Below are 19,105 nucleotides of genomic sequence, written 5' to 3' on the forward strand. Positions count from 1 at the left end.
ACGAGTCGCATGTACCGGTCAGCTCTCCCCAGGTTTTTCAGGGCTCACGCTGACCACTTGCCGACTTTCCCGACGCCTCTCATGACCATGCTCGTGGCTCGTCCGGTAGCGCGGCCGGCTCGGAGACCACCAGGACGAGCGTGTCGGCAGGAGCCGCGTCCGGTGCCGGGCTTTTCACGACGATCTTCGGGGCGACGCGGACGGCCCCGGCCGCCGGCCCTCGATGTGATCGGGGTCCGGCGGACGGGGCCTTCCCACACGCGGCTGCGCCGTCAGCGCACGTCGATGAAGTCGCCCGCGGCCGTGGCCGGCGGGGTCGTGGTGGTGCCGGCGAAGGAGTAGCGCCAGTACCCGTCGACCGAGGCCTTCACCGTGGTCTTGAGGTTCCCGACGCTGTCCGTGTTCACCGTCTTCACCGTCGAGTAGGTCGTCGTCCCGTTCTTACGGAACTGGAGCCGGACCGGCTGGGTGGAGTAGCCGTGGTAGCCGCCCGTTTCCCAGTTGGCGCGTGAGAGTTTGCCGGTGACGGTGATCGTCTTGCCCTTGGCCACGGGTTCCGGCGCGGCATTGGCGGTCTGGGCCGAGTCGCGCTGGACGTTCACCGATGCAGCGGCGTGGAGGTCGGTGAGGCTCTTGCTGTTCGCCGACTCCGCCCAGGCCGCGAGTTTCCAGGTGCCCGCCAGCGCGTTGAGACCGAGGGTCCAACGGGGAGAGACGTAGGCGAAATGGGTCTCGCACGAGGAGGTGGTCGCGCTGACCTTGGTGCAGGTCGCCGGCCAGGAGCCGTAGAGCACGCCGTCCGGAGCGTCGTACGAGCCGTGGTACAGGTACATGTCGCCGCTCGCGATGCCCGCCGGATCCGTGGCGGTGAACGTCGCCTTGAACTCCTGCAGCGGCTGGTCGGACAACTCGACCGCCTTGCCGCCGTTGACCACGACCTTCGAGATGCGGGTGGAGCCGACCGTCTCGTCGCCCTGGGTTCCCGGCCCCGCGAAGGCGCGCTCGATGGTGCGACGCAGGCGGCCGCCCCGGTCGTCGGTGGCGGTGACGCGCAGCGAGACGTGGGCCGCGGTGGCGGGAACCGTCAGGGACGCCGTGGCGCCGGTGAGCGGCAGAGAGGTCCATGCCGCGCCGTCGACGGAGTACTCGATGCCGGTCACGGACGCCGCCGCCGAAGGCGCGAGGGTGCCGGCGGTGGCGGTGACGGTCACCGGGGTGGCCGTGACGGCGCGGTTCGAGGCGTTGAGTCCCGTGAGTTTCACCTGGCTGTCGACCAGCGGCAGTGCGGTCGCCGAGGAGGTGGTGTCGGACGTGAACGTCCACTCACTGCGCACTGTCGTGGACAGCTTCCGATACGGCACGCGGTGACTGATCGTCTGTTCCAGGGCGTACGTCCTGGAGCCTGAGGGGACCTGGGCCCCCAGGGACTGGTTGATCGCCGCGCCGGTGCTCTCCGCATAGGTCACGCCGTCGCCCGTCAGCCGGTAGGAGACCGCAGACCGGTTGTCGGAGCCGTAGTGTCCGGCGGCGTCGCCGAGACCGGCGGATTCGCTCAGCGTGACGGTGTTGCCCCGCCGCTGGGACCCGCCGCCTTCGATACGGACCGGTTGCAGCGGCGCCGCTCCGACGGTCTCCGGGGGCGCGGTGCCGGCGGCCAGGGTGCGGGTCGGTAGCTGCAGGGAGTAGTCGCCGGTTCCGTAGGAGAGGAACCTGCCGTAGGAGACGCCGGGCGTGACGTACTCGGTGACCGAGTTCGCCACGGGCACGGCCGAGCCCAGATAGACGCCGGTCCACTCCCCGACGTCCGGAACCGTCTGCAGCACGGCGGTGGTCCGGGTGCCCGGAGCATTCACGCGGGTGACCGTCTTGGCGAGCGAGGCACGCTTCACCGAGGCGTACGGAGCGGCGGGCACCGTGTCACGGAAGGCGTGCGTGAGGTCGTAGCGGAAGGGGCTCGGCGTGCTCGCGGTGCTGCCCTTGCGGCTGAGCACATCGTGGATCCGCAGCGCCACACCGGTCTGCGAGAACGGGGTGACGTACACCTTGTCCGCACCCGACCCGGCGAATCCGGCGAGCTGGTTCCCGGGCACCGAGATCCACACGGCGGAGGACTCACGGGCGGCCGTCGTGTCGTCGACCTTGATGCCGGTCTCCTTCGCCGCACGCTCGTCGAAGGAGACGGTCGTGGCGGCCGTTCCAACCTTGAAGGAGCGGGTCAGGAGGTAGGACGGGCGCTGCCAGTCGCTGTGCAGCGCCACGGAGAAGTAGTCGCCCGGCGGAAGCTTGACGGACGCGGACGGGCCGACGGCATCGCTGTCGACGGCGTACGACGTCCAGGTCTTGCTGTTCCAGACGTAGAAGCTCTTGGACGTCACGTCGGCGTTGGTGATGTTCAGCTTCACTGAATACGAGGCCGCCGCAGCGGGCGTGGCCGCCTTGGCGGTCGAAACGGGCACCTTGGTGGGCGGTACCGGGCTCGGCAGAGCGGTCGGACGCACTTCGAGAGCGCCGTTCGCCGAACCGAAGGCATAAGTCCTGGCGTCGGCCGTGCCGCTGTCCGTGATGCGCACATCACCGTCGACGAGGCTGAGCCGCTCGCCGTCGCCGAGAGCGGCACTCCGCGACGTGTCCGCGCCGGCCCCCTGCACGGACGGCACCCGGGCCGTCGCGACGGGTTTCGCGTCCGAGGCGGTGGCTGACCCCGGGGCCAGCAGGATTCCCCCCACCACCGCGGTGCACAGGCCCGCACCGATCGATCTTCGTACGTACCGCTTACTGGTCCCGGACATCGTCCGCCCTCCCCATGGTTCTCGCGCAACACCCTGCAAGGTCCAGGGGTGTTGATCGTCCACAGCTTAGAAGACGCCTCTTCGGGTCGAGCGGTAGGCGTGGGATGAGCCCTGCCGGGCCGGCCCGAACACCGGTGGGAAGGTGCTTCATGTGCGGCCCGAGGTGGCCACGGAGACGACCGCGGCCAGGACCTCGCTGAGGGACGAAGAGGAGCGCCTGACGACGGGCGGGCAAGAACGAGCGATGCGAAAGGCGACGTAGGCGACGTAGAGGCGTCACCGCAAGCACCACCGGTATCGGCGGCCGCCATACGTGAGAACCCGTACGGCGGGCACATGCGATGCAGGGAGATGGAGATCAGGGGGCACGGACAGCATGCAGACGGTGTGACAGTCGGCCGGTGGACGGCGGTTATCGCCCACGCCTTGCGGTGAGCGGCCGGCTGAGGCCCGGCGAGCGAGATGGGGAAGCAGTGATGCAGGAGATGCCACAGGACAGGAGCACGATGTCCCGGCGGGCCCGGCTGAGGGCAGCGGTCTCGTACGACGGTTCGCCCTTGATCGGTGAATCACGCAGCTTTGCCGGGACGTTTCTGGACCGGGCTGTGGTGCGGGGCGTGGCGGTGGCGGGTGTGAAGCGGGGGGATGCGCTGCTGGTGGTCAGCGAGCTGGTGACCAATGCGGTACGGCACGCGCCCGGTCCGTGCACGCTCGCCCTCGACCTGCGGGACGGTGTGCTGGAGATCGCCGTGTCCGACACCTTGGGGAGGGCACCGCGGGCGCAGCCCTTCGACCCCCGGCGCATCGGCCGGCACGGACTGGAGATCGTCCTGGCCCTGTGCGCCAAGGTCAGCATCGAAACCGACGACCGGGGCAAGACCGTACGCGCCCACCTCATGGTCGTCTGATCTCCCGCCCCGGCCGGACCTTGCCCGAGTCCACACCGAGAGGACAACGGCGCCGACCTGAGTCAGGCGGTTCTTACGGCGGCGGGCGGCACGCAGCCGCACGGAAAGGTGGCATCTCGCCCAGCGAGCGCACGCGAATCCGTACGTCCGTCACCCAGCGCGGCATCACGGTCCTCGCCCCCGCGGGGGAAATGGACTACAACAGCGTCCCGCCCTCGAGACGGCCATCACCGCGACCGGCCGGCTGCCCTGCGCCGTCGTGGACTTCTCCCACGTCACCTTCACCGACTCCACCGGCATCAACGCCCTGCTCCGCGCCGACCGCGCCCAGGCCCACCACCGGCCGTCACCCCTCCGTTGTCGGAGGACGGTCGCGGGATGCCTGGCCTCTCCTCGTGATCCTCCGGCACCCCGCGCCACCCGGTTCGTGCGGGAGCGGCGCCGAGAGCACCATGGAGAGATGAGCCGCCGACGCGGACCTTCAGGGGCACCGCAGGGAAGGGGGCCCCGCGGATGAACAGCCGCGAATCCCGCGAGGGCCGAGGACCGGCGCCCGGTCTGCCCGAGGCCTGGTCGTCGTCGGCAGGAGGGCTGCTCGATCTGCTCGGCGTGTCGGCGATCGTGCTGGACGTCACCGGACGGATCGTGTTCTGGAGCCCGCAGGCCACCGACGTCTTCGGCTACTCCTCCCAGGACGCGCTGGGCCGGTACGCTGCTCGGCTCCTGCTGCGTGAGGAGGACCGTGAGCTCGCGACGAGGTTGTTCGCCGAGGTGATGAGCTCGGGGAAGAGCTGGGCCGGTGCGTTTCCCGTCCGGCGGAAGGACGGCAGCACCCAGCTCGTGGAATTCCGCAACGTGCGGCTGCAGGACGACCTGGGCGATGTGTACGCCCTGGGTATCGCCGCCGAACAGCGCGTACTGGAGCGGGTGGAGAACAAGCTGGCGCTGTCGGAACAGCTGGTGTCCCAGGCGCCCGTCGGCATCGCCCTGCTGGACACCGACCTCCGCTATCTTCTGGTGAATCCGGCGCTGGAACGCATGAACGGGCTCCCGGCCGCCGACCATCTCGGGCGGCACCCCCGCGACGTCCACAGCTCCCCCACGGTCGGCACCGTCGAGGAGGTCATGCGTGAGGTGCTGGCCACCGGCACGCCTGTGATCGACCGGTATCTCGTGGGCCGCACCCCCGCGGACCCCGACGAGGACCATGCCTGGTCGGTGTCGTACTACCGGCTCCACGGCCCCGCCGGGCGGGTGGTGGGGGTGGCGAACTCCGTCGTCGACGTCACCGAGCGCCACCGGGCGGCGGCGGAGGCGGATCGGGCCCGGCGCAGGCTGGCACTCATCGCCGATGCCTCCGCACGCGTCGGGACCACGCTGGAGGTGGAGCGGACCGCGCAGGAGCTGGCGCAGGTCGCCGTCCCCGAACTGGCGGACGTCGTGGCGGTCGATGTCCTCGACAGTGCCCTGGCCTGCCGCCGGACCGACGACCGGCACGACGGCCCCGAGCTGTTCCGCGCGCTTGCGGTCGCAGCCGCCTACCCCAACGAGGCCACCGCCGCCGCGGACGCGGTCGGGAGCGTCGCCGCGTACGGCCCGGACCGCCTGATCACCCGGTGCGTGCACACCGCCCGGCCCGTCCTCGTACCCCGCACCGGCCCGGAGGACCTGCTGCGCATCGCACGTGACCAGGACGCCGCCGCCGCGTTGGCCCGTGCCGGCGTCCACTCCTATCTCGCCGTGCCGCTGATCGCCCGCGACCAGGTCCTCGGCGCTATCGACCTCATCCGGGCCCGCAACGACGCCCCCTTCGACGAGGACGATCTCCTGCTGGTCCGGGAACTGGCGGCCCGGGCCGCCGTCGCCATCGACAACGCCCGCTGGTTCCAGAGCGTGCGCGACTCCGCCGAAAGCCTCCAGCGCAGCGTGCTGCCCACCCACGCTCCCCGCCTCACCGGCCTGGAGGTCGCCTCGCTCTACCAGCCGGCGCAGGCATCGAGCGAGATCGGCGGGGACTGGTACGACGTCATCCCCCTGTCCGGCGACAACTCCGCCCTGGTGGTGGGCGACGTGATGGGCAACGGGATCGACGCCGCGGCGACGATGGGGCGCCTGCTCACAGCCACCCGCGCCTACGCCGACCTCGACCTGGAGCCCGAGGAGGTGCTCCGCCACCTCGACAAGCTCACCGCCGGACTCGGGCATTCCCTCGCCACCTGTCTCTACGCCGTCTACGACCCGCACCAGCACTGCTGCCGCGTCGCCAACGCCGGGCACCTGCCACCCGTCCTGGCACGCCCGGGCCGAGGCCCCGAACTCCTGAACCTCCAAGCCGGGGCGCCCCTTGGCGTCGGCGGAGTCCGGTTCGACACCACCACCTTCGACCTGATGCCCGGGGACAGGCTCCTCCTCTACACCGACGGTCTCGTCGAGACGCGTGACCAGGCCATCGACGAGCGTCTCGGCGCCCTGCTCCAGGCGCTCGACGAACCACGCCGGCCTCTCGACGCGACCTGCCGGCACCTCCTGGACACCTTGCGGCGCCCGGGCGACCACGACGATGTCGCGCTCCTGATCGCACAGGCTCACCCGGTGGCTTCCCCGGCCGGCGACGCACGTTAGCGACAAAGGGAAGGCGAGACGCGGGAGGAACGCGACGCTCGCGACGACCGGCTCATCGGGGCTCGTCCGACGGTGGGGCTGATCAGCATGATCTTCGGCGGGCTGGCTGCGACCCGCGCCCGCCGCACCGGCCGGCCCCTTCTCGGGCGAATGAGTGCGCATTCGGCGCCGGTTGAAGACCGTTAGACGCCGCCGAGTACCGGGGCGCTGTTCGAAGCTCGGGCTCTGAGGCACATTCCCGACCCTGTTGGTGATCAGTTGGGTAGGCGTCCCTTTCGTGCGCCGTAGACGGCAGCGCCGACGACGAGGACGGCGGCGCCGGAGATGACGGAGGCCGGCGGCAGTGCGAAGGCGAGGACCGCGCAGCCGGTCAGGCCGAGGAGCGGCACGGCGCGCGGCGGGCGGCCCTCGGCCGGGGTGAGGGTGTAGGCGGCAGCGTTGGCGATGGCGTAGTAGGCCAGCACACCGAAGGAGGAGAAGCCGATCGCACCGCGCACGTCGACGGTGGCGGCGGCGATGGCGACAACCGCGCCGACGGCGAATTCAGCGTGGTGGGGAACGCCGTGGCGTGGGTGGACCGCGGCCAGGGTGCGGGGCAGATGGTGGTCGCGGGCCATGGCGAGGGTGGTGCGAGAGACACCGAGGATCAGGGCGAGCAGGGACCCGAGCGCGGCCACGGCGGCACCGACGCGCACGACGGGGGCCAGGGCGGGGACGCCGGCCGCCCGTACCGCCTCGGCGAGCGGTTCGCCGGTGTGGGCGAGCCGGTCGGGCCCGAGCTCCGACAGGACCGCGACGGCCACACAGACGTACACGACCAGGGTGATGGCCAGGGCGAGAGGGATCGCGCGGGGGATGGTGCGGGCCGGGTCGCGGACCTCTTCTCCGAGGGTGGCGATGCGCGCGTAACCGGCGAACGCGAAGAACAGGAGGCCCGCGGCCTGGAGCACCCCGCCGGTGGTGACGTCCGAACCGATGTCCAGCCGGGCGGTGTCCGCGCCGGCGGAGGTCAGCGTGGCGACGGCCACCGCGGCAAGGACCGCCAGGACGACGGAGACGATGACGCGGGTCAGCCGCGCACTCTTCTGTACGCCGGTGCAGTTCAGCGCGGTCAGCGCCACCACGGCGGCGACCGCGACCGCGTGGGCCTGTGCGGGCCAGGCGTAGGTGCCCATGGTGAGGGCCATGGCCGCGCAGGAGGCGGTCTTGCCGACGATGAAGGCCCAGCCGGCCAGGTATCCCCAGAAGTCACCGAGGCGTTCGCGGCCGTATACGTAGGTGCCGCCGGAGGCCGGGTAGCGGGCGGCCAGGCGTGCCGAGGAGGTCGCGTTGCAGTACGCGACCACCGCCGCGAGAGCCAGCCCGAGCAGCAGCCCGGACCCGGCCGCCCGGGCCGCCGGAGCGAGCGCGGCGAAGATACCGGCCCCGATCATCGAGCCCAGCCCGATCAGCACCGCGTCGCCCGTCCCGAGACGCCGCTTCAACTGCCCGCCACCGGCCGGGGCCCCCACCTCGTTCATCGTCCGCTCCTTGCCGGCAGCACGCTGCCCTGTACCCGCACACGAACCCGGCGCACCATAGCGGACAAAGGCGTCCAGCCGGAGCGGAGCGCCACGACGCCGCTCCGGCGGGCCGGTGGCGCCCAGGACGCACCGTGCACATGGGATCCGTGACCAGCGTCTCTCCGGCGGTGAGCGATGCGTGCTGGGACACAGCGGTGTCCCAGGAGCGCGTACGAACGCCTCGGCATGGCCGGGCAGCGGTTCGCGGCGGCGCACATTCCGGCCCGGTGAGGCCGGGCGGGCAGCGGACGAGAAGGTGGAGGGGCCGGCCCCGGAGCCGGGCACACTCAGGCGGCTCCGGGTCACTCAGGACCGCCTTCCGTCCTGGGCCCGCGCATCACCCATCCGATCAGACCTGTAGCCGCTCGCCCCGCCGGCATCAACACCCAACGCTCCCCCGGCCCCCAGCGCGGAAGGCCCAGTTCGCCGGTCGCCCAGCGGGGCAGGAGGGCGACAGCGTTGCCCGCCAGGGCCGCGTAGAACGGCAGCGCGACAACAGGTACCGGTGGCCGCAGGAGCAGAAACCGAGTGGTCTCCCGCGCCTGCGGCGTACAGCGCAGCTCCGCTCGGTACTCCTCCAGGCGCGCACGCAGGGCCTGGGTCGATCGAGGCGGGGAGATGACACCCAGCGCCTCGGCGACGCGGGCCATCTCCGCGACGTACCGGGAGCATTCGCATTCCGTCAGGGGCCGCGCCCCGAACCTCTGGTGCGCTCCGAGGAAGCTCTCGGTCTCGGCCACGTGCACCCACTCCAGCAGGTGGGGATCGGAGGCGCGGTACGGCACGCCCTCGTCGGTGACGCCCCGGATCCGCGCGTGCACGCCCCTGACGCGCTCGCAGGCGGACTCCGCGTGCTCGGCCGTGCCGTACGTCGTGGTGGCCAAAAAGGTACTGGTGCGCTGCAGCCGCCCCCAGGGGTCTCCCCTGAACCCTGAATGGGCGGACACCGCGGCCATGGCCACGGGATGGAGAGACTGCAGAAGCAATGCGGACAGTCCGCCGATGAACATCGCGCTGTCCCCGTGAACACGGCGTACCGGACTGTCCTGCGGGAACCAGCGAGGGCCAGGCGTGTTGTGGATCGCGTCCCTGTTCCTGGGGCCGTCCGGACCGGCGACCCGCTCGAACAGGAGCTCGCCCGCGCGCTCACGCAACGCGTCGAACACGCCCGCTGGACCGACCATCGGCGCTCCTCGAGGCTCTGAAGCGTGCCGGCCGGGCGAATGCAGCCGAGGCGGAACCGGCAGCCCTGTACCCATGGTCCCCACGGAACGAAGTGCACGCCACTCGTCGCCGCCGCCCCCGCCGTCACACCCCCGCACCTCCTCGAAGAGGTAGCGAGTACCACCAAAAACCCGCGCCCTCACGACCTGTGCCCCCGAAAGCCTCCGAGCGCCCTCCCCCTGTCAAGTGTCGAACGTACGACGCCCCTGCGTGACGCCCAGAACCGGATGCGTCAACGCTATTGACACTCATGTTTCAAAGGTTTTACGTTCCGTGGCACCTGAGAGCGCTCTCACGCACTCTCTGTCCCCACATGACGAGGTGCTGCCCATGCAAGCCTCCCTCTCCAGACCCGTAGCGGCGACGATCCTGGCCTTCGCTCTGGCCGCTGTGGGTCTGGGCCCTGCCGCGTCCCCCGCGGCAGCCGCCACCATCCCCGCAGGTGCCGGCAGCTACACCGACAGCCGCCCCGCCGGTACCTCCGGCCCCACCACCAACACCGGCGCGCCGGTCACACCCAAGCTCACGGCGGCGGCCAAGGACAGGCCGGTCCCGACCAACGACTGGTGGTCCTCCCTCGCTTACCAGCGCTACGGCGACAACCCGCACTCCACCCCGATGTACGGGCACCCGCTGACCTATCAGGCGACCTCCGGCGGACTGGAGGTCGGCTACCCGACCACGCCCGCGGTCGTCGGCGAGGGCCGCCAGTACGAGTACGCGCACAAGGCGGACCTCACGGTCGGCCTCAGCGGTCTGAACTCCCCGGACACCAAGGCCGACGACTGGTCCGACTGGACGGTCACCCCCTACTGGTCGGACGGCACCCGCACCCTGCGCACGACCATCGGGCACGGCATGCCCTTCGTGTACGCCAAGGGCTCCGGCGGTGATGCCCGCATCACCACGGCCGGCGCCCCCACGGTCTTCGCGGACAACGGCAACGTCCTCGGCATCACCGTCTCCGGCCACCACTACGCGCTGTTCGCCCCGACCGGCAGCGACTGGGCCGTCTCCGGCTCCACGATCACCGCGGGCCTCGGCGGCAAGGACTACTTCTCGCTCGCGGTACTGCCGTCCACGGACGCGCTCGCGACCTACCGGAAGTACGCCTTCAGCTTCGTCACCGGCTCCAAGGTGGCCTGGGAATCCACCGGAGGCACGGTCAAGGCGACCTACAGCCTGACCACGGAGGCCAAGGAGGGCACCGAACGCGGCACGCTCCAGGCGCTGTACCGCCACCAGTGGCTGCACACCACGGACGCCCTCACGCCGTACACGTACGTCTCCCCGCGCGGCACCATGAAGGTGCGGGAGTCGGCGTCCTTCACCACCAGCCAGAAGAACCAGGGCGTGCTGCCCGCCCTGCCCGCCTCCAGCGGGGTCGACAAGGCCCGGCTGACCGGATACCTGAACGAGGTGGCGAACGCCTCGGACCCGTTCTCCGGCGCGAGTGACACGTACTGGACAGGCAAGGCGCTCGGCCGACTCGCCCAGTTGGTGCCCGTCGCCGACCAGATCGGCCAGACCGGCATCCGGGACAAGCTGCTCGGCCTGATGAAGGGCCGGCTCCAGGAGTGGTTCACGGCCGGCGGGGCGAGCGAGTTCAGCTACGACAAGGCCTGGAAGACGCTCACCGGTTACCCGGCCTCGTACGGCAGCGACACCGAGCTGAACGACCACCACTTCCACTACAGCTACTACGTGTACGCGGCGGCGATCGTCGCCCAGTACGACCAGGCATGGGCCGCCGACTCCGCCTGGGGCACCATGGTCAAGACCCTGGTGCGGGACACCGCCAACCCCAGCCGCACGGACACCGCGTACCCGTTCCTGCGCGGTTTCGACGTGTACGCGGGCCACAGCTGGGCCTCCGGCCACCAGGGCTTCGCGGCGGGCAACAACCAGGAGTCCTCGTCGGAGTCCGTCAACCTCAGCGCGGGCCTCGTCCTGTGGGGCGCGGCGACGGGTGACGCCGGACTGCGCGACCTCGGCAGCTTCCTGCTGACCACCGAGTCGGAAGCGATCACGCAGTACTGGTTCGACGCGGACCAGCAGGTCTTCCCCGGCTCCTTCGGGCATGACACGGTCGGCATGGTGTGGGGCAGCGGCGGCGCGTACTCCACCTGGTGGACCGCGAACCCGGAGGAGATCCACGGCATCAACGTCCTTCCCGTCACCGGAGGTTCGCTCCACCTGGCCCGCGAGAAGGCCGCCGTCAAGCGGAACATCGCCGAGATGGAGCGGGAGAACGGCGGACCGGCCGTCGAGTGGCGCGACCTGCTGTGGCAGTTCGAGTCGCTGGCCGATCCGGCCCTGGCGAAGGCCAAGTGGGACGCGGGCAACGCGGGCTACACCCCGGAGCAGGGTGAGTCCAAGGCGCACACGTACCACTGGATCACCACGCTCGACACCGTGGGCGCACCCGACATGACGGTCAGTGGGAACATCCCGACGTCCGCCGTCTTCACCAAGAACGGCGTCCGCACCTACGCCGCTCACAACTACGACTCCACCGCCCGCACCGTCACCTTCTCCGACGGCAAGACCCTCTCCGTCCCGGCCCGCTCCACGGCCACCGGCACGGGCGCCGGCGGCGGAGACCCCGACCCGGATCCTGAGGAGCCGGGCCCGTCCACCGGCAACACCTTCCGGCTGAAGTCCGGAGGCACCCTCACCACCGCCACGGACGGCGCGGCGGGAGCCGACACGCTGGCCTCGGCGGACGGCGTCAACCGGGACGGTACGCCGTACAAGCCGACGGTCTACGAGATCAAGAAGGTCGACGGGACACTCGCGGCGGGTGCGTCCACCGCGTTCCGCCTCCGGGTCGACGCGGGTACGAAGGTCGGGCTCGCCCCGCAGGTCAGGATCAGCTACGACCTCACCGGCGACGGCACCTTCGACCGGACCGAGACCTTCCGCTACTTCGCGACCGACCCGGTCACGGGGTGGGAGGAGTACACCCAGGCCGTGGGCACCTCAGCGGTGACCGGAAGCCTGGGGAACCTCAGGGGCGGGACGGTCCGCCTGGAGATCTGGAACGCGCTGGGCAACGGCACGTCCCAGGTGCAGACCGGCACGGACGCGGCGGTCGTGAAGATCCCGTACGTCTAGACCTCGTCGCGCGCGGCGGGTCCCGAGCAGGTGAGGCGGGGCCCGCCGCGTGTCCGTCTCGACGCCCTGTCTGCTCCTCGGGGCGATCGTGAAGCTCACGGATCTCGTTGTGACCGTGATGTGTGCATGAACGTGATGTCGCGGGGCACCAGGATGAGCGCAGCAAGAGACCCACCCGCTGTGGCTCGAAGTCAGCCAGGCCGTACCGGTCGGGCGCGACGAGACCGCTGCGAAGTGGGTGTCCGTACACGCCCACATACCTCGACGACAGGAACTGCCATGATTCTGCTCGGTGTCATTCTGCTCATAATCGGCCTGCTGGTCGGCATGTCCTTGCTGACGACCATCGGTGGTGTGCTCGTCGTGGTGGGCGCCATCCTGTGGCTCCTCGGTGCAAGCGGGCGCAAGGTCGGCGGGCGTAAGCATTACTTCTAGCGTGCGGCTCCGGCGTCGCACAGGGACCACCGGTCCCCCGCTGACGGGTCGGATCGACCGCCCGGATCACGCACTTCGGCCCCGCGCCCGGGCCAGCTGCTTCAGTTCGATGACGGTCGCGACAGCGCGGAGCCACGTTGCCGCGGTGTCGTCGGCCGCGACCCCGCCCACGAGTTCGGTGCCGGCCAGCAGCCATTCCCGTACGAGTACGGCCGCCTCCCGGCCGGGCAGGGGCTCGGGCAGCTCCGCGGCGTGGGCCAGGCCGCCGGCGCGCACCGTGTCGGCGAGGAAGGCGACCGAGCGCGGCTCGGTGCCGAGGCGGTCGAGGACGACGGCCGCGGCCGCGGCGCCGTCGCCGAACAGAGCGGTGCGCCGGTGGCCGGGGCCGGCGGTCAGGCCGTAACGCAGCAGGACGGGGATGTCGAGCAGGGCCAGCTCGTCGTCCGTGCGGTCCGGCGGGTGCGGGGCGTCGTTCATGGCGGGACCTCGGGTATCTCGTCTTCGCTGACCGGTCAGCTGCGGTTCAGTCGACGGTGACGGTGTAGGTGATGCGCTCGGGAGCCTGGGAGGGAGAGGTCGCCCCCGGGGTCGGGGTGGCGGAGGGCCCGGCCGTCTCGGGGGGCAGGTCAGAGGTGTTGCCCTGGCACGTGGTGAAGGTGCAGTGCAGCAGCGTGAAGTGGGTGGTCCCCTTGCCCTTGGCCTCGAAGGTGAAGGCGAGCCGTCCGCCGGCACCGGCCACCGGCTCGTCGCCGGAGTCCGACACGTGGTCACGGCCGTGGCTGACGAGCACCGAGCTGTCGGGCTCGGGGTCGACCAGGTACCAGTACTCGCGGGTGGAGGCGTTCTGGTCGACGGTGAGCGTGAAGCGCTCGCCCGGCTCGGCTGTGATGTCGGTGTCCTTCACCGTGTAACTCGTGGGGCGGCCCGAGGCACTCGTGGAGCCGCCGGCCGGTTCGTCGGTGCCCGAGCCGCAGCCCGTGGCGAGAGCGAGCAGCGCGGCCGCCGCCATCGCGGCACCGCCCCTGCTACCGCGGAAGATAGACGCTGTACGCATCAGGGAGATCACTGTCGGAAGCCTTGCCCATGTGGCCGTTGATGAAGTCGTCCTCGCTGACCCAGGTGGTCGAGCCCCAGGGGTTGTACACCTGAAGCATGTCACCCTCCTGGGCGATGATGGTCATCGCGTGTGCGCCGTCCTTACCCGAGACGTCGACCGGCACCGGATGACCCTGCGCCACCGACTTCTCGACTTCGGTGAGAACCGCCCTGCGGTCGGCGGCGCTGTCCAGGTCCTGGCGCTCGTAGTCACTGCCGGTGGCACCGCCGACTGCGGAGTCGTTGATCCGCTCCTGCCCCTCGGGCCCCATGCCGGTCCACTTCTCGCCGCCTTCGCCTTCGGTGTGCAGCCGGTGCTGTTCGGCCACCAGCCGCTGCTTGAAGGCGTCGGGGTCGTCCTCCTGCCCGTCGGGACCGCCGGTGAGTTCGAGCGCGTACAGGGGGTCGACCATCGCGCGTGAGGTGACGGTGGACGAGGCCACGCAGGTGCCCTCGGAGCCGTCGCCGCCCTGGATCCACCGCTGGCCGTCGAATGTGACGTAGTCCGTGTTGTTGTTCGAGCCGTTCGCCGCCAGGCCCTCGTCGTTCATGCTGTCCGTGGCGGTGACCACCGGAGTGAGGTGCCGACGCATCCACTCGGGGTCCTTGCCGTGGATCTTGTCCTGGAAGGTGCCGATCTCGGCGACGCTGTGGCCGGCCGCCAGGGCCTTCATCAGGTAGGCCCGCTCCTGTGGGGTCTCCGACTTCGCGAGCATCCGCTCCATGGCCATCTCGTCGTCGAGGCTGAGCAGGTCCATACGCGCCGACGTGCGCTCCAGCTCGGCGGCCGTGAGGATCTCGTTCAGCTCGGCGTCGGCGCCCGCGACACCGGTGTCGGCGAGCATCAGCTTGTCGACGGCGGTCAGTTCGCTGGTGTCCATCTTCCCGGCCCGCGCCTCTGCGGCCAGTTTGTTCAGGTCCCGGGCCGCGACGCGGGTGGCCTCCTGCGCGTCGGAGACGGCGGTGTGCATCAGATCGACGGCGTAGGAGCTGTAGTGGGCGGCGTTCGCGCGGTCCCACTCCTCCTCGTCGTTCTCGTGCATGTCGTCGAAGAAGCCGTCCCTGCCGCCGAGGGCGTTCTTCTGCTCCACCAGCTGTCCACGGCCCCGCTCGTCCTGGCGCTGCGCGGCGCCGATCGCGTCGGCCAACGTCAGCAGCACCGAGGCGCCTTCATGGAACGCCTCGCTCATCTGGGTCACGGCGCGTCCGGCGGCCTTCACCGCGTCGGAGGCGAGGACGCTCGTGTCGCCGACCCACACCTCCGGAAGGCCTTTGCGGCCCACCCGGTCGACCTGGTCGAAGACGGTGCCGACGTTGCCGACCTGGCCTCGGTAGAGGGTTGCCAGGCTTTCCAGGACGCCTCGGTCCCCGCCCGGTGCGGGCACCGAGAGGGCGTCGTCTATCAGGTCGAGGACCTCGTTCTTGCTCCCGGCACCGAGCAGCTTCTTGGACAGCCCGGCGAGCCACGCGAGGCGGACGGAAGGGGAGTCGAAGGGAGAGGGGAAGAACGACACCGGCGCACTCCTCAGTAGCTCGACAGGACCGAGCTGCGCCCGCCCTGCGTCGGTGCGACGGTGGGCCTGCTCACGTCATCGACGGAGACACCGGACACGCTTGTCCTCACCAGACCGTCGGTACCGCCGTAGGCCTTCTTGGCCAGCTGCACCTTGCCACCGAGCTCGTGCAACGCCGATGCCAGTGTCTTGGCCTCCGCCTCCCATGCCTTGACGAACGCGTTGAGCGCCGACGCGGCGTCATCGCCGCCGGCCTCGTCGTACGAGTAACTGGTGCGGGACCTGACGGCCGAGCTGACGCCGTCCATATCCGTACCGGCGTCGTCGAGTTGCAGGGCCTGGCCGGTCATACCCGCCTTGGCCTGGTAGCCGTCGAAGCCCACCGCGTCTCCCCCGTATGCGTTCGATCTTGACCGCAGGCAGGCTAACACCGACTTCATATAAGAAGATCACATGCCATCCGGCGCACACACTTCCTCGACATCACCCACCCCACGGCCCACGCTTCAGGCAGCCGCCCCGCCGCCTTCCCTCCCCGTGCGGCCGTAACGAGGCAGACCCCTTGACGGGCACAGAGCCAGGGGAAAGGATGACCACGATCTCGACCTGACAACGTTGTCAAAGCTCCGGAGGGCCCCATGACCGATGACCCGACCACCCTCGACAGGCGCAGGTTCGTCCAACTCGCGGGCCTTACGGGGCTGTTGGCCGCCGGCTCTCTGGCCTTGCCAGGTATGGCGGTGGCGGATCCGGCTGCCGCCCTCGGTGGTCACCACGGCGCCTCGGAGACGGACGACATCGCAGAGACCTATTACCAGGTGCTGCTGACGCACACGCGCTGGGCGGAGACGCAATGGGACTCCGCTCTCGGCCATTACACCGCCAAGGACTTCGGCTTCGCCGTCGTGCTCGGCAACGCCGTGCTCCTGACCCAGGGGTCCTACGACCCCGGACGTGCCGGCATCGGCAAGGACGAACTGCTTTCCCGCACGATGGCCACCATCAAGCACTTCGCCGCCTCCAATCGCCTCACAGGAGGCACGGAGTGGGGCCGCACGTTGTTCTTCGACACGACCTTCCAGTTGTACTTCGTGCTCGCCGCGCGGCTTCTCTGGGATCAGCTGGACGCCACCACGCAGCGGAATGTCGACACGATCGCCCGCGAACAGGCTCAGTACACCACCGCCCTCGGCAGCGGGACCGATCCCGGCTCCGGCAGCTGGACGCCGAACGGGCTCGAGGGCGGCTTCGTCGGTGACACGAAGCTTGAGGAGATGGGCGTCTACGCACAGTCGCTCGCACCGGGCCTCGCCTGGGCCACCGACGATGCCCGGCACGACGAGTGGACGGCGGCCTTCGGACGGTGGACCCGGAACGAAGCAGGCCTGCCCGCCGCGGACCTGGCCAATCCCGCCCTGGTCGACGGAGTCGCCGTACAGGCGAACACCGCGACGAATCTCTACGACACGTTCATCGTCGAGAACCACAACTCCTTCGGCCCGCACTACCAGGAGGAGCTGTGGCGTACCTCCGGCCGTAACGCCGCCCACTTCATCACCGCGGGCCGTCCCATGCCGCAGGTCCTGACGGCGCAGCCGAACGCGGGGCCGTTGTGGCGCACTCTCCTGATGGTGATGAGCGACGCGGGCGAACCCCTGATGCCCATGGTGGCGGACCGCGAACACCTCTACGGACGCGATGTGATCCCGCTGGCCTTCCTCGCCCAGGTGACCGGGGACCGCGCCGCCGCCTGGGCGGAGGCGGCGATGGCGAAGCGGCTGGCGCCCTACCAGGCGTACGCCCCGGAGTACCGGCTCGCCAAGTTCTCGGGCGAGGCGAAGTACGAACCGGAGGCCAGGGCCGAGATCGCCATCAGCTATCTGCTGCACCGCTGGCGGGCGGCGCACGGCGGCGCCGTGGCACCGCTGTCCGACGAGGAGTTCTACGCCCAGGCATCCGGGGTGCGGGACTTCGCCGAGGGCCCTGGCCTGGTGGTCCAGCAGACCCCGGCGGCCTGGGCGGCGTCGGTGAGCAAGCCGGGCTTCGTCAAGTTCGCATGGCAGCCCGCCCATGACGACTGGCTGTTCGCACTGAGCGGCAACACCCCGATGTTCCTGCCTTCGACCGGCGGCAAGGTGCTGCGCCGCTCGGTCACGACCTACCGGAAGGTCCGGGACGGTATCGACGCGACTGCCACCGTGCTCGAACTCGAGTCCGGTACAGCCGGTTTCACCACCCTGCCGTCCGGCGCGGTCGTCTACGCGACGAGCGGCACGGCCGTCGGTGAGGGGCACCTCCAGATTCACAATCTGACGATGCCGGGGCTGGCGGGTCTGGACGGCAGTCGTACGTACACCTCTGCCGAGGGTTCGGTCCAGGTGAAGTCGAAGGACAGCGGGAACACTTCGGGCGGGGCCGGGCCCCGGGTGGACACCCTCGTGCTCCCCCGCGCCTCGCACCGCTTCCTCCGCATGCAGGGCGTCTCAGGACACCCTCAGTACGGGTACTCCCTCTACGCGTTCTCCGTCCGGGACGGCGCGGACGGACCCGATCTCGCCCGCGGCACCACCGCCACCGCTTCGTCGGCGGCGCCGGGCAGGGAGGCGGCATGTGTGCTGGACGGCGACGCCACCACACGCTGGGCGGTCGCCATAGCCGAACGCAACCGCCAGGACAGCTGGCTGACGGTCGACCTCGGCAGCTCCGTCGCCTTCGACCGGGTCAGCCTGGCGTGGGAGTCCGCGGCGGCGGCCCGGTACCTGATACAGGCATCCGGCGACGGCGAGCACTGGACCGAACTGACCCACTTCCCCGAGGCCGAACTCACGAGCAGCGGCGGCTGGCTCTCCGTGGACGGAAGGGCCGGACTGGTGGTCCGTGGCGGCTCCAATCCCCTCGCCGTCTACGGCGACACGGTGGTGTTGTCCGACGGTCCCGCCGAGGCCCTCACCATCGAGGGTCATCCCACGGGATCCCCCGACGCGCTGAGGGCGGCGGCGTCCCGCGAGGCACCACAGGCCGGGAACTCCGCGGTCCACGCCAGCACCGCGGGCGGGCACCTGAGTCTCTTCAACCTCTCCACCGACGCCGTGAAGACCGTGGTGGCCTTGCCCCGGCAGGGCCCCGACCTCGTCCTCTACGCCGGTTCGCAGACGGTGACCTCCTCCGGCACCGATTTCGCGGCCGAACTGGGCGGCGCGACCGCTGTTGTCGCCGCGGCCCGGTTCACCCTGCGTCCGGTGACAGGAGAAACGGTGCCGCCCGGTGTCCGGGCAGAGGTGGTCGACGCCTCGACCGTACGGCTCACCGGGCCGTCGTGCGACCTGTTCGTGACCGCGGGCGACGGCCGGCGCACGAAGGTCCGACTGCGCCGAGGCCGGACCGCCACGGTGTCGGTGCGGGGCGTCGTCCCCTATCCGCTCGAAGACGCCGCGCTGGGATGCGACACGTTCCCCAACGCACCGCGCCCGGCGGGCATGTCGGACCCGTCGGCCGCGGTCGACGGTGACCGGCAGACGTCGTGGACCCCCGGATCCGACCAGGCCCGGATGGTCGTGGACCTCGGTTCCGCCCGCCCCGTCGAGCGGGTCCTCGCGGAGTGGACGACGAGCAGGATCCCGCACACGACCGTCGAGTTCAGCGACGACGGGGTCACCTACCGGCCCGGTGGGGCCCTGCGGGGCCGCACCACCGCGACCGGCCTCACAGCCGGCACCACGGCACGCTACGTGGCGCTCGACGTCTCGGGCTGGACCCGCGGTCACGCACGCCTCAGGACCCTGTCCGTGCTCCCCGGGTAAGGGCTCATGGCGCCGCACGCCCGCAGGGGTACGGGTTCG

The 19,105-nt window shown here is 70.6% G+C and carries 12 protein-coding genes; 5 read left to right on the forward strand and 7 right to left on the reverse strand.

Annotated elements, in window-relative coordinates:
- Positions 1-272 precede the first annotated feature (272 nt).
- Entirely contained in the window at positions 273-2,789 is a 2,517-nt protein-coding gene (locus ACIP63_RS22305; protein ID WP_401518179.1) for a hypothetical protein, read from the reverse strand.
- A 476-nt stretch (positions 2,790-3,265) separates the two neighbouring features.
- Between ACIP63_RS22305 and ACIP63_RS22310 the strand changes: the two genes are divergently transcribed.
- Both ACIP63_RS22310 and ACIP63_RS22315 read left to right on the forward strand, forming a co-directional pair.
- Entirely contained in the window at positions 3,266-3,697 is a 432-nt protein-coding gene (locus ACIP63_RS22310) for an ATP-binding protein (RefSeq protein ID WP_401518180.1), read from the forward strand.
- Between the two features lie 513 nt (positions 3,698-4,210).
- A complete protein-coding gene (locus ACIP63_RS22315) occupies positions 4,211-6,319 on the forward strand; it encodes a SpoIIE family protein phosphatase (protein ID WP_401518182.1) in 2,109 nt (702 codons plus the stop codon).
- A gap of 254 nt (positions 6,320-6,573) precedes the next feature.
- Here ACIP63_RS22315 and ACIP63_RS22320 read toward each other — a convergent pair whose 3' ends face one another.
- Together ACIP63_RS22320 and ACIP63_RS22325 are read right to left on the reverse strand one after the other, a co-directional pair.
- Positions 6,574-7,839, reverse strand: coding sequence for an APC family permease (locus ACIP63_RS22320; protein WP_401518185.1), 1,266 nt, complete (start codon positions 7,837-7,839; stop codon positions 6,574-6,576).
- A gap of 344 nt (positions 7,840-8,183) precedes the next feature.
- Positions 8,184-9,065 carry an oxygenase MpaB family protein gene (locus ACIP63_RS22325; RefSeq protein ID WP_401518186.1) on the reverse strand — a complete coding sequence of 294 codons (882 nt, stop codon included), beginning with the start codon at positions 9,063-9,065 and terminating at the stop codon, positions 8,184-8,186.
- A gap of 370 nt (positions 9,066-9,435) precedes the next feature.
- Here ACIP63_RS22325 and ACIP63_RS22330 point away from each other — a divergent pair, with 370 nt between their 5' ends.
- Together ACIP63_RS22330 and ACIP63_RS22335 are read left to right on the forward strand one after the other, a co-directional pair.
- Complete coding sequence (locus tag ACIP63_RS22330) at positions 9,436-12,222, forward strand: glycosyl hydrolase (protein WP_401518189.1); 2,787 nt, start codon at positions 9,436-9,438, stop codon at positions 12,220-12,222.
- Between the two features lie 279 nt (positions 12,223-12,501).
- On the forward strand, positions 12,502-12,657 hold the full coding sequence (locus tag ACIP63_RS22335; RefSeq protein ID WP_401518191.1) for a hypothetical protein: 156 nt from the start codon (positions 12,502-12,504) through the stop codon (positions 12,655-12,657).
- Positions 12,658-12,723: 66 nt separating this feature from the next.
- Here ACIP63_RS22335 and ACIP63_RS22340 read toward each other — a convergent pair whose 3' ends face one another.
- Genes ACIP63_RS22340 through ACIP63_RS22355 form a run of 4 tightly spaced genes read right to left on the reverse strand, consistent with a single transcriptional unit; the run spans position 12,724 to position 15,649 of the window.
- Positions 12,724-13,134, reverse strand: a complete 411-nt coding sequence (locus ACIP63_RS22340) for a hypothetical protein (RefSeq protein WP_401518193.1) — start codon at positions 13,132-13,134, stop codon at positions 12,724-12,726.
- A 46-nt stretch (positions 13,135-13,180) separates the two neighbouring features.
- A complete protein-coding gene (locus ACIP63_RS22345; protein ID WP_401518195.1) occupies positions 13,181-13,711 on the reverse strand; it encodes a protease inhibitor I42 family protein in 531 nt (176 codons plus the stop codon).
- Entirely contained in the window at positions 13,683-15,266 is a 1,584-nt protein-coding gene (locus ACIP63_RS22350; RefSeq protein ID WP_401518198.1) for a peptidoglycan-binding protein, read from the reverse strand. The genes ACIP63_RS22345 and ACIP63_RS22350 overlap by 29 nt, the downstream gene beginning before the upstream one ends.
- A gap of 11 nt (positions 15,267-15,277) precedes the next feature.
- Positions 15,278-15,649, reverse strand: a complete 372-nt coding sequence (locus tag ACIP63_RS22355; RefSeq protein ID WP_401518200.1) for a hypothetical protein — start codon at positions 15,647-15,649, stop codon at positions 15,278-15,280.
- Positions 15,650-15,904: 255 nt separating this feature from the next.
- Here ACIP63_RS22355 and ACIP63_RS22360 point away from each other — a divergent pair, with 255 nt between their 5' ends.
- Entirely contained in the window at positions 15,905-19,066 is a 3,162-nt protein-coding gene (locus ACIP63_RS22360) for a discoidin domain-containing protein (RefSeq protein ID WP_401518202.1), read from the forward strand.
- The last annotated feature ends 39 nt before the right edge of the window (positions 19,067-19,105 follow it).

The sequence above is a fragment of the Streptomyces sp. NPDC088746 genome (assembly GCF_044751065.1).
Lineage (GTDB): Bacteria > Actinomycetota > Actinomycetes > Streptomycetales > Streptomycetaceae > Streptomyces.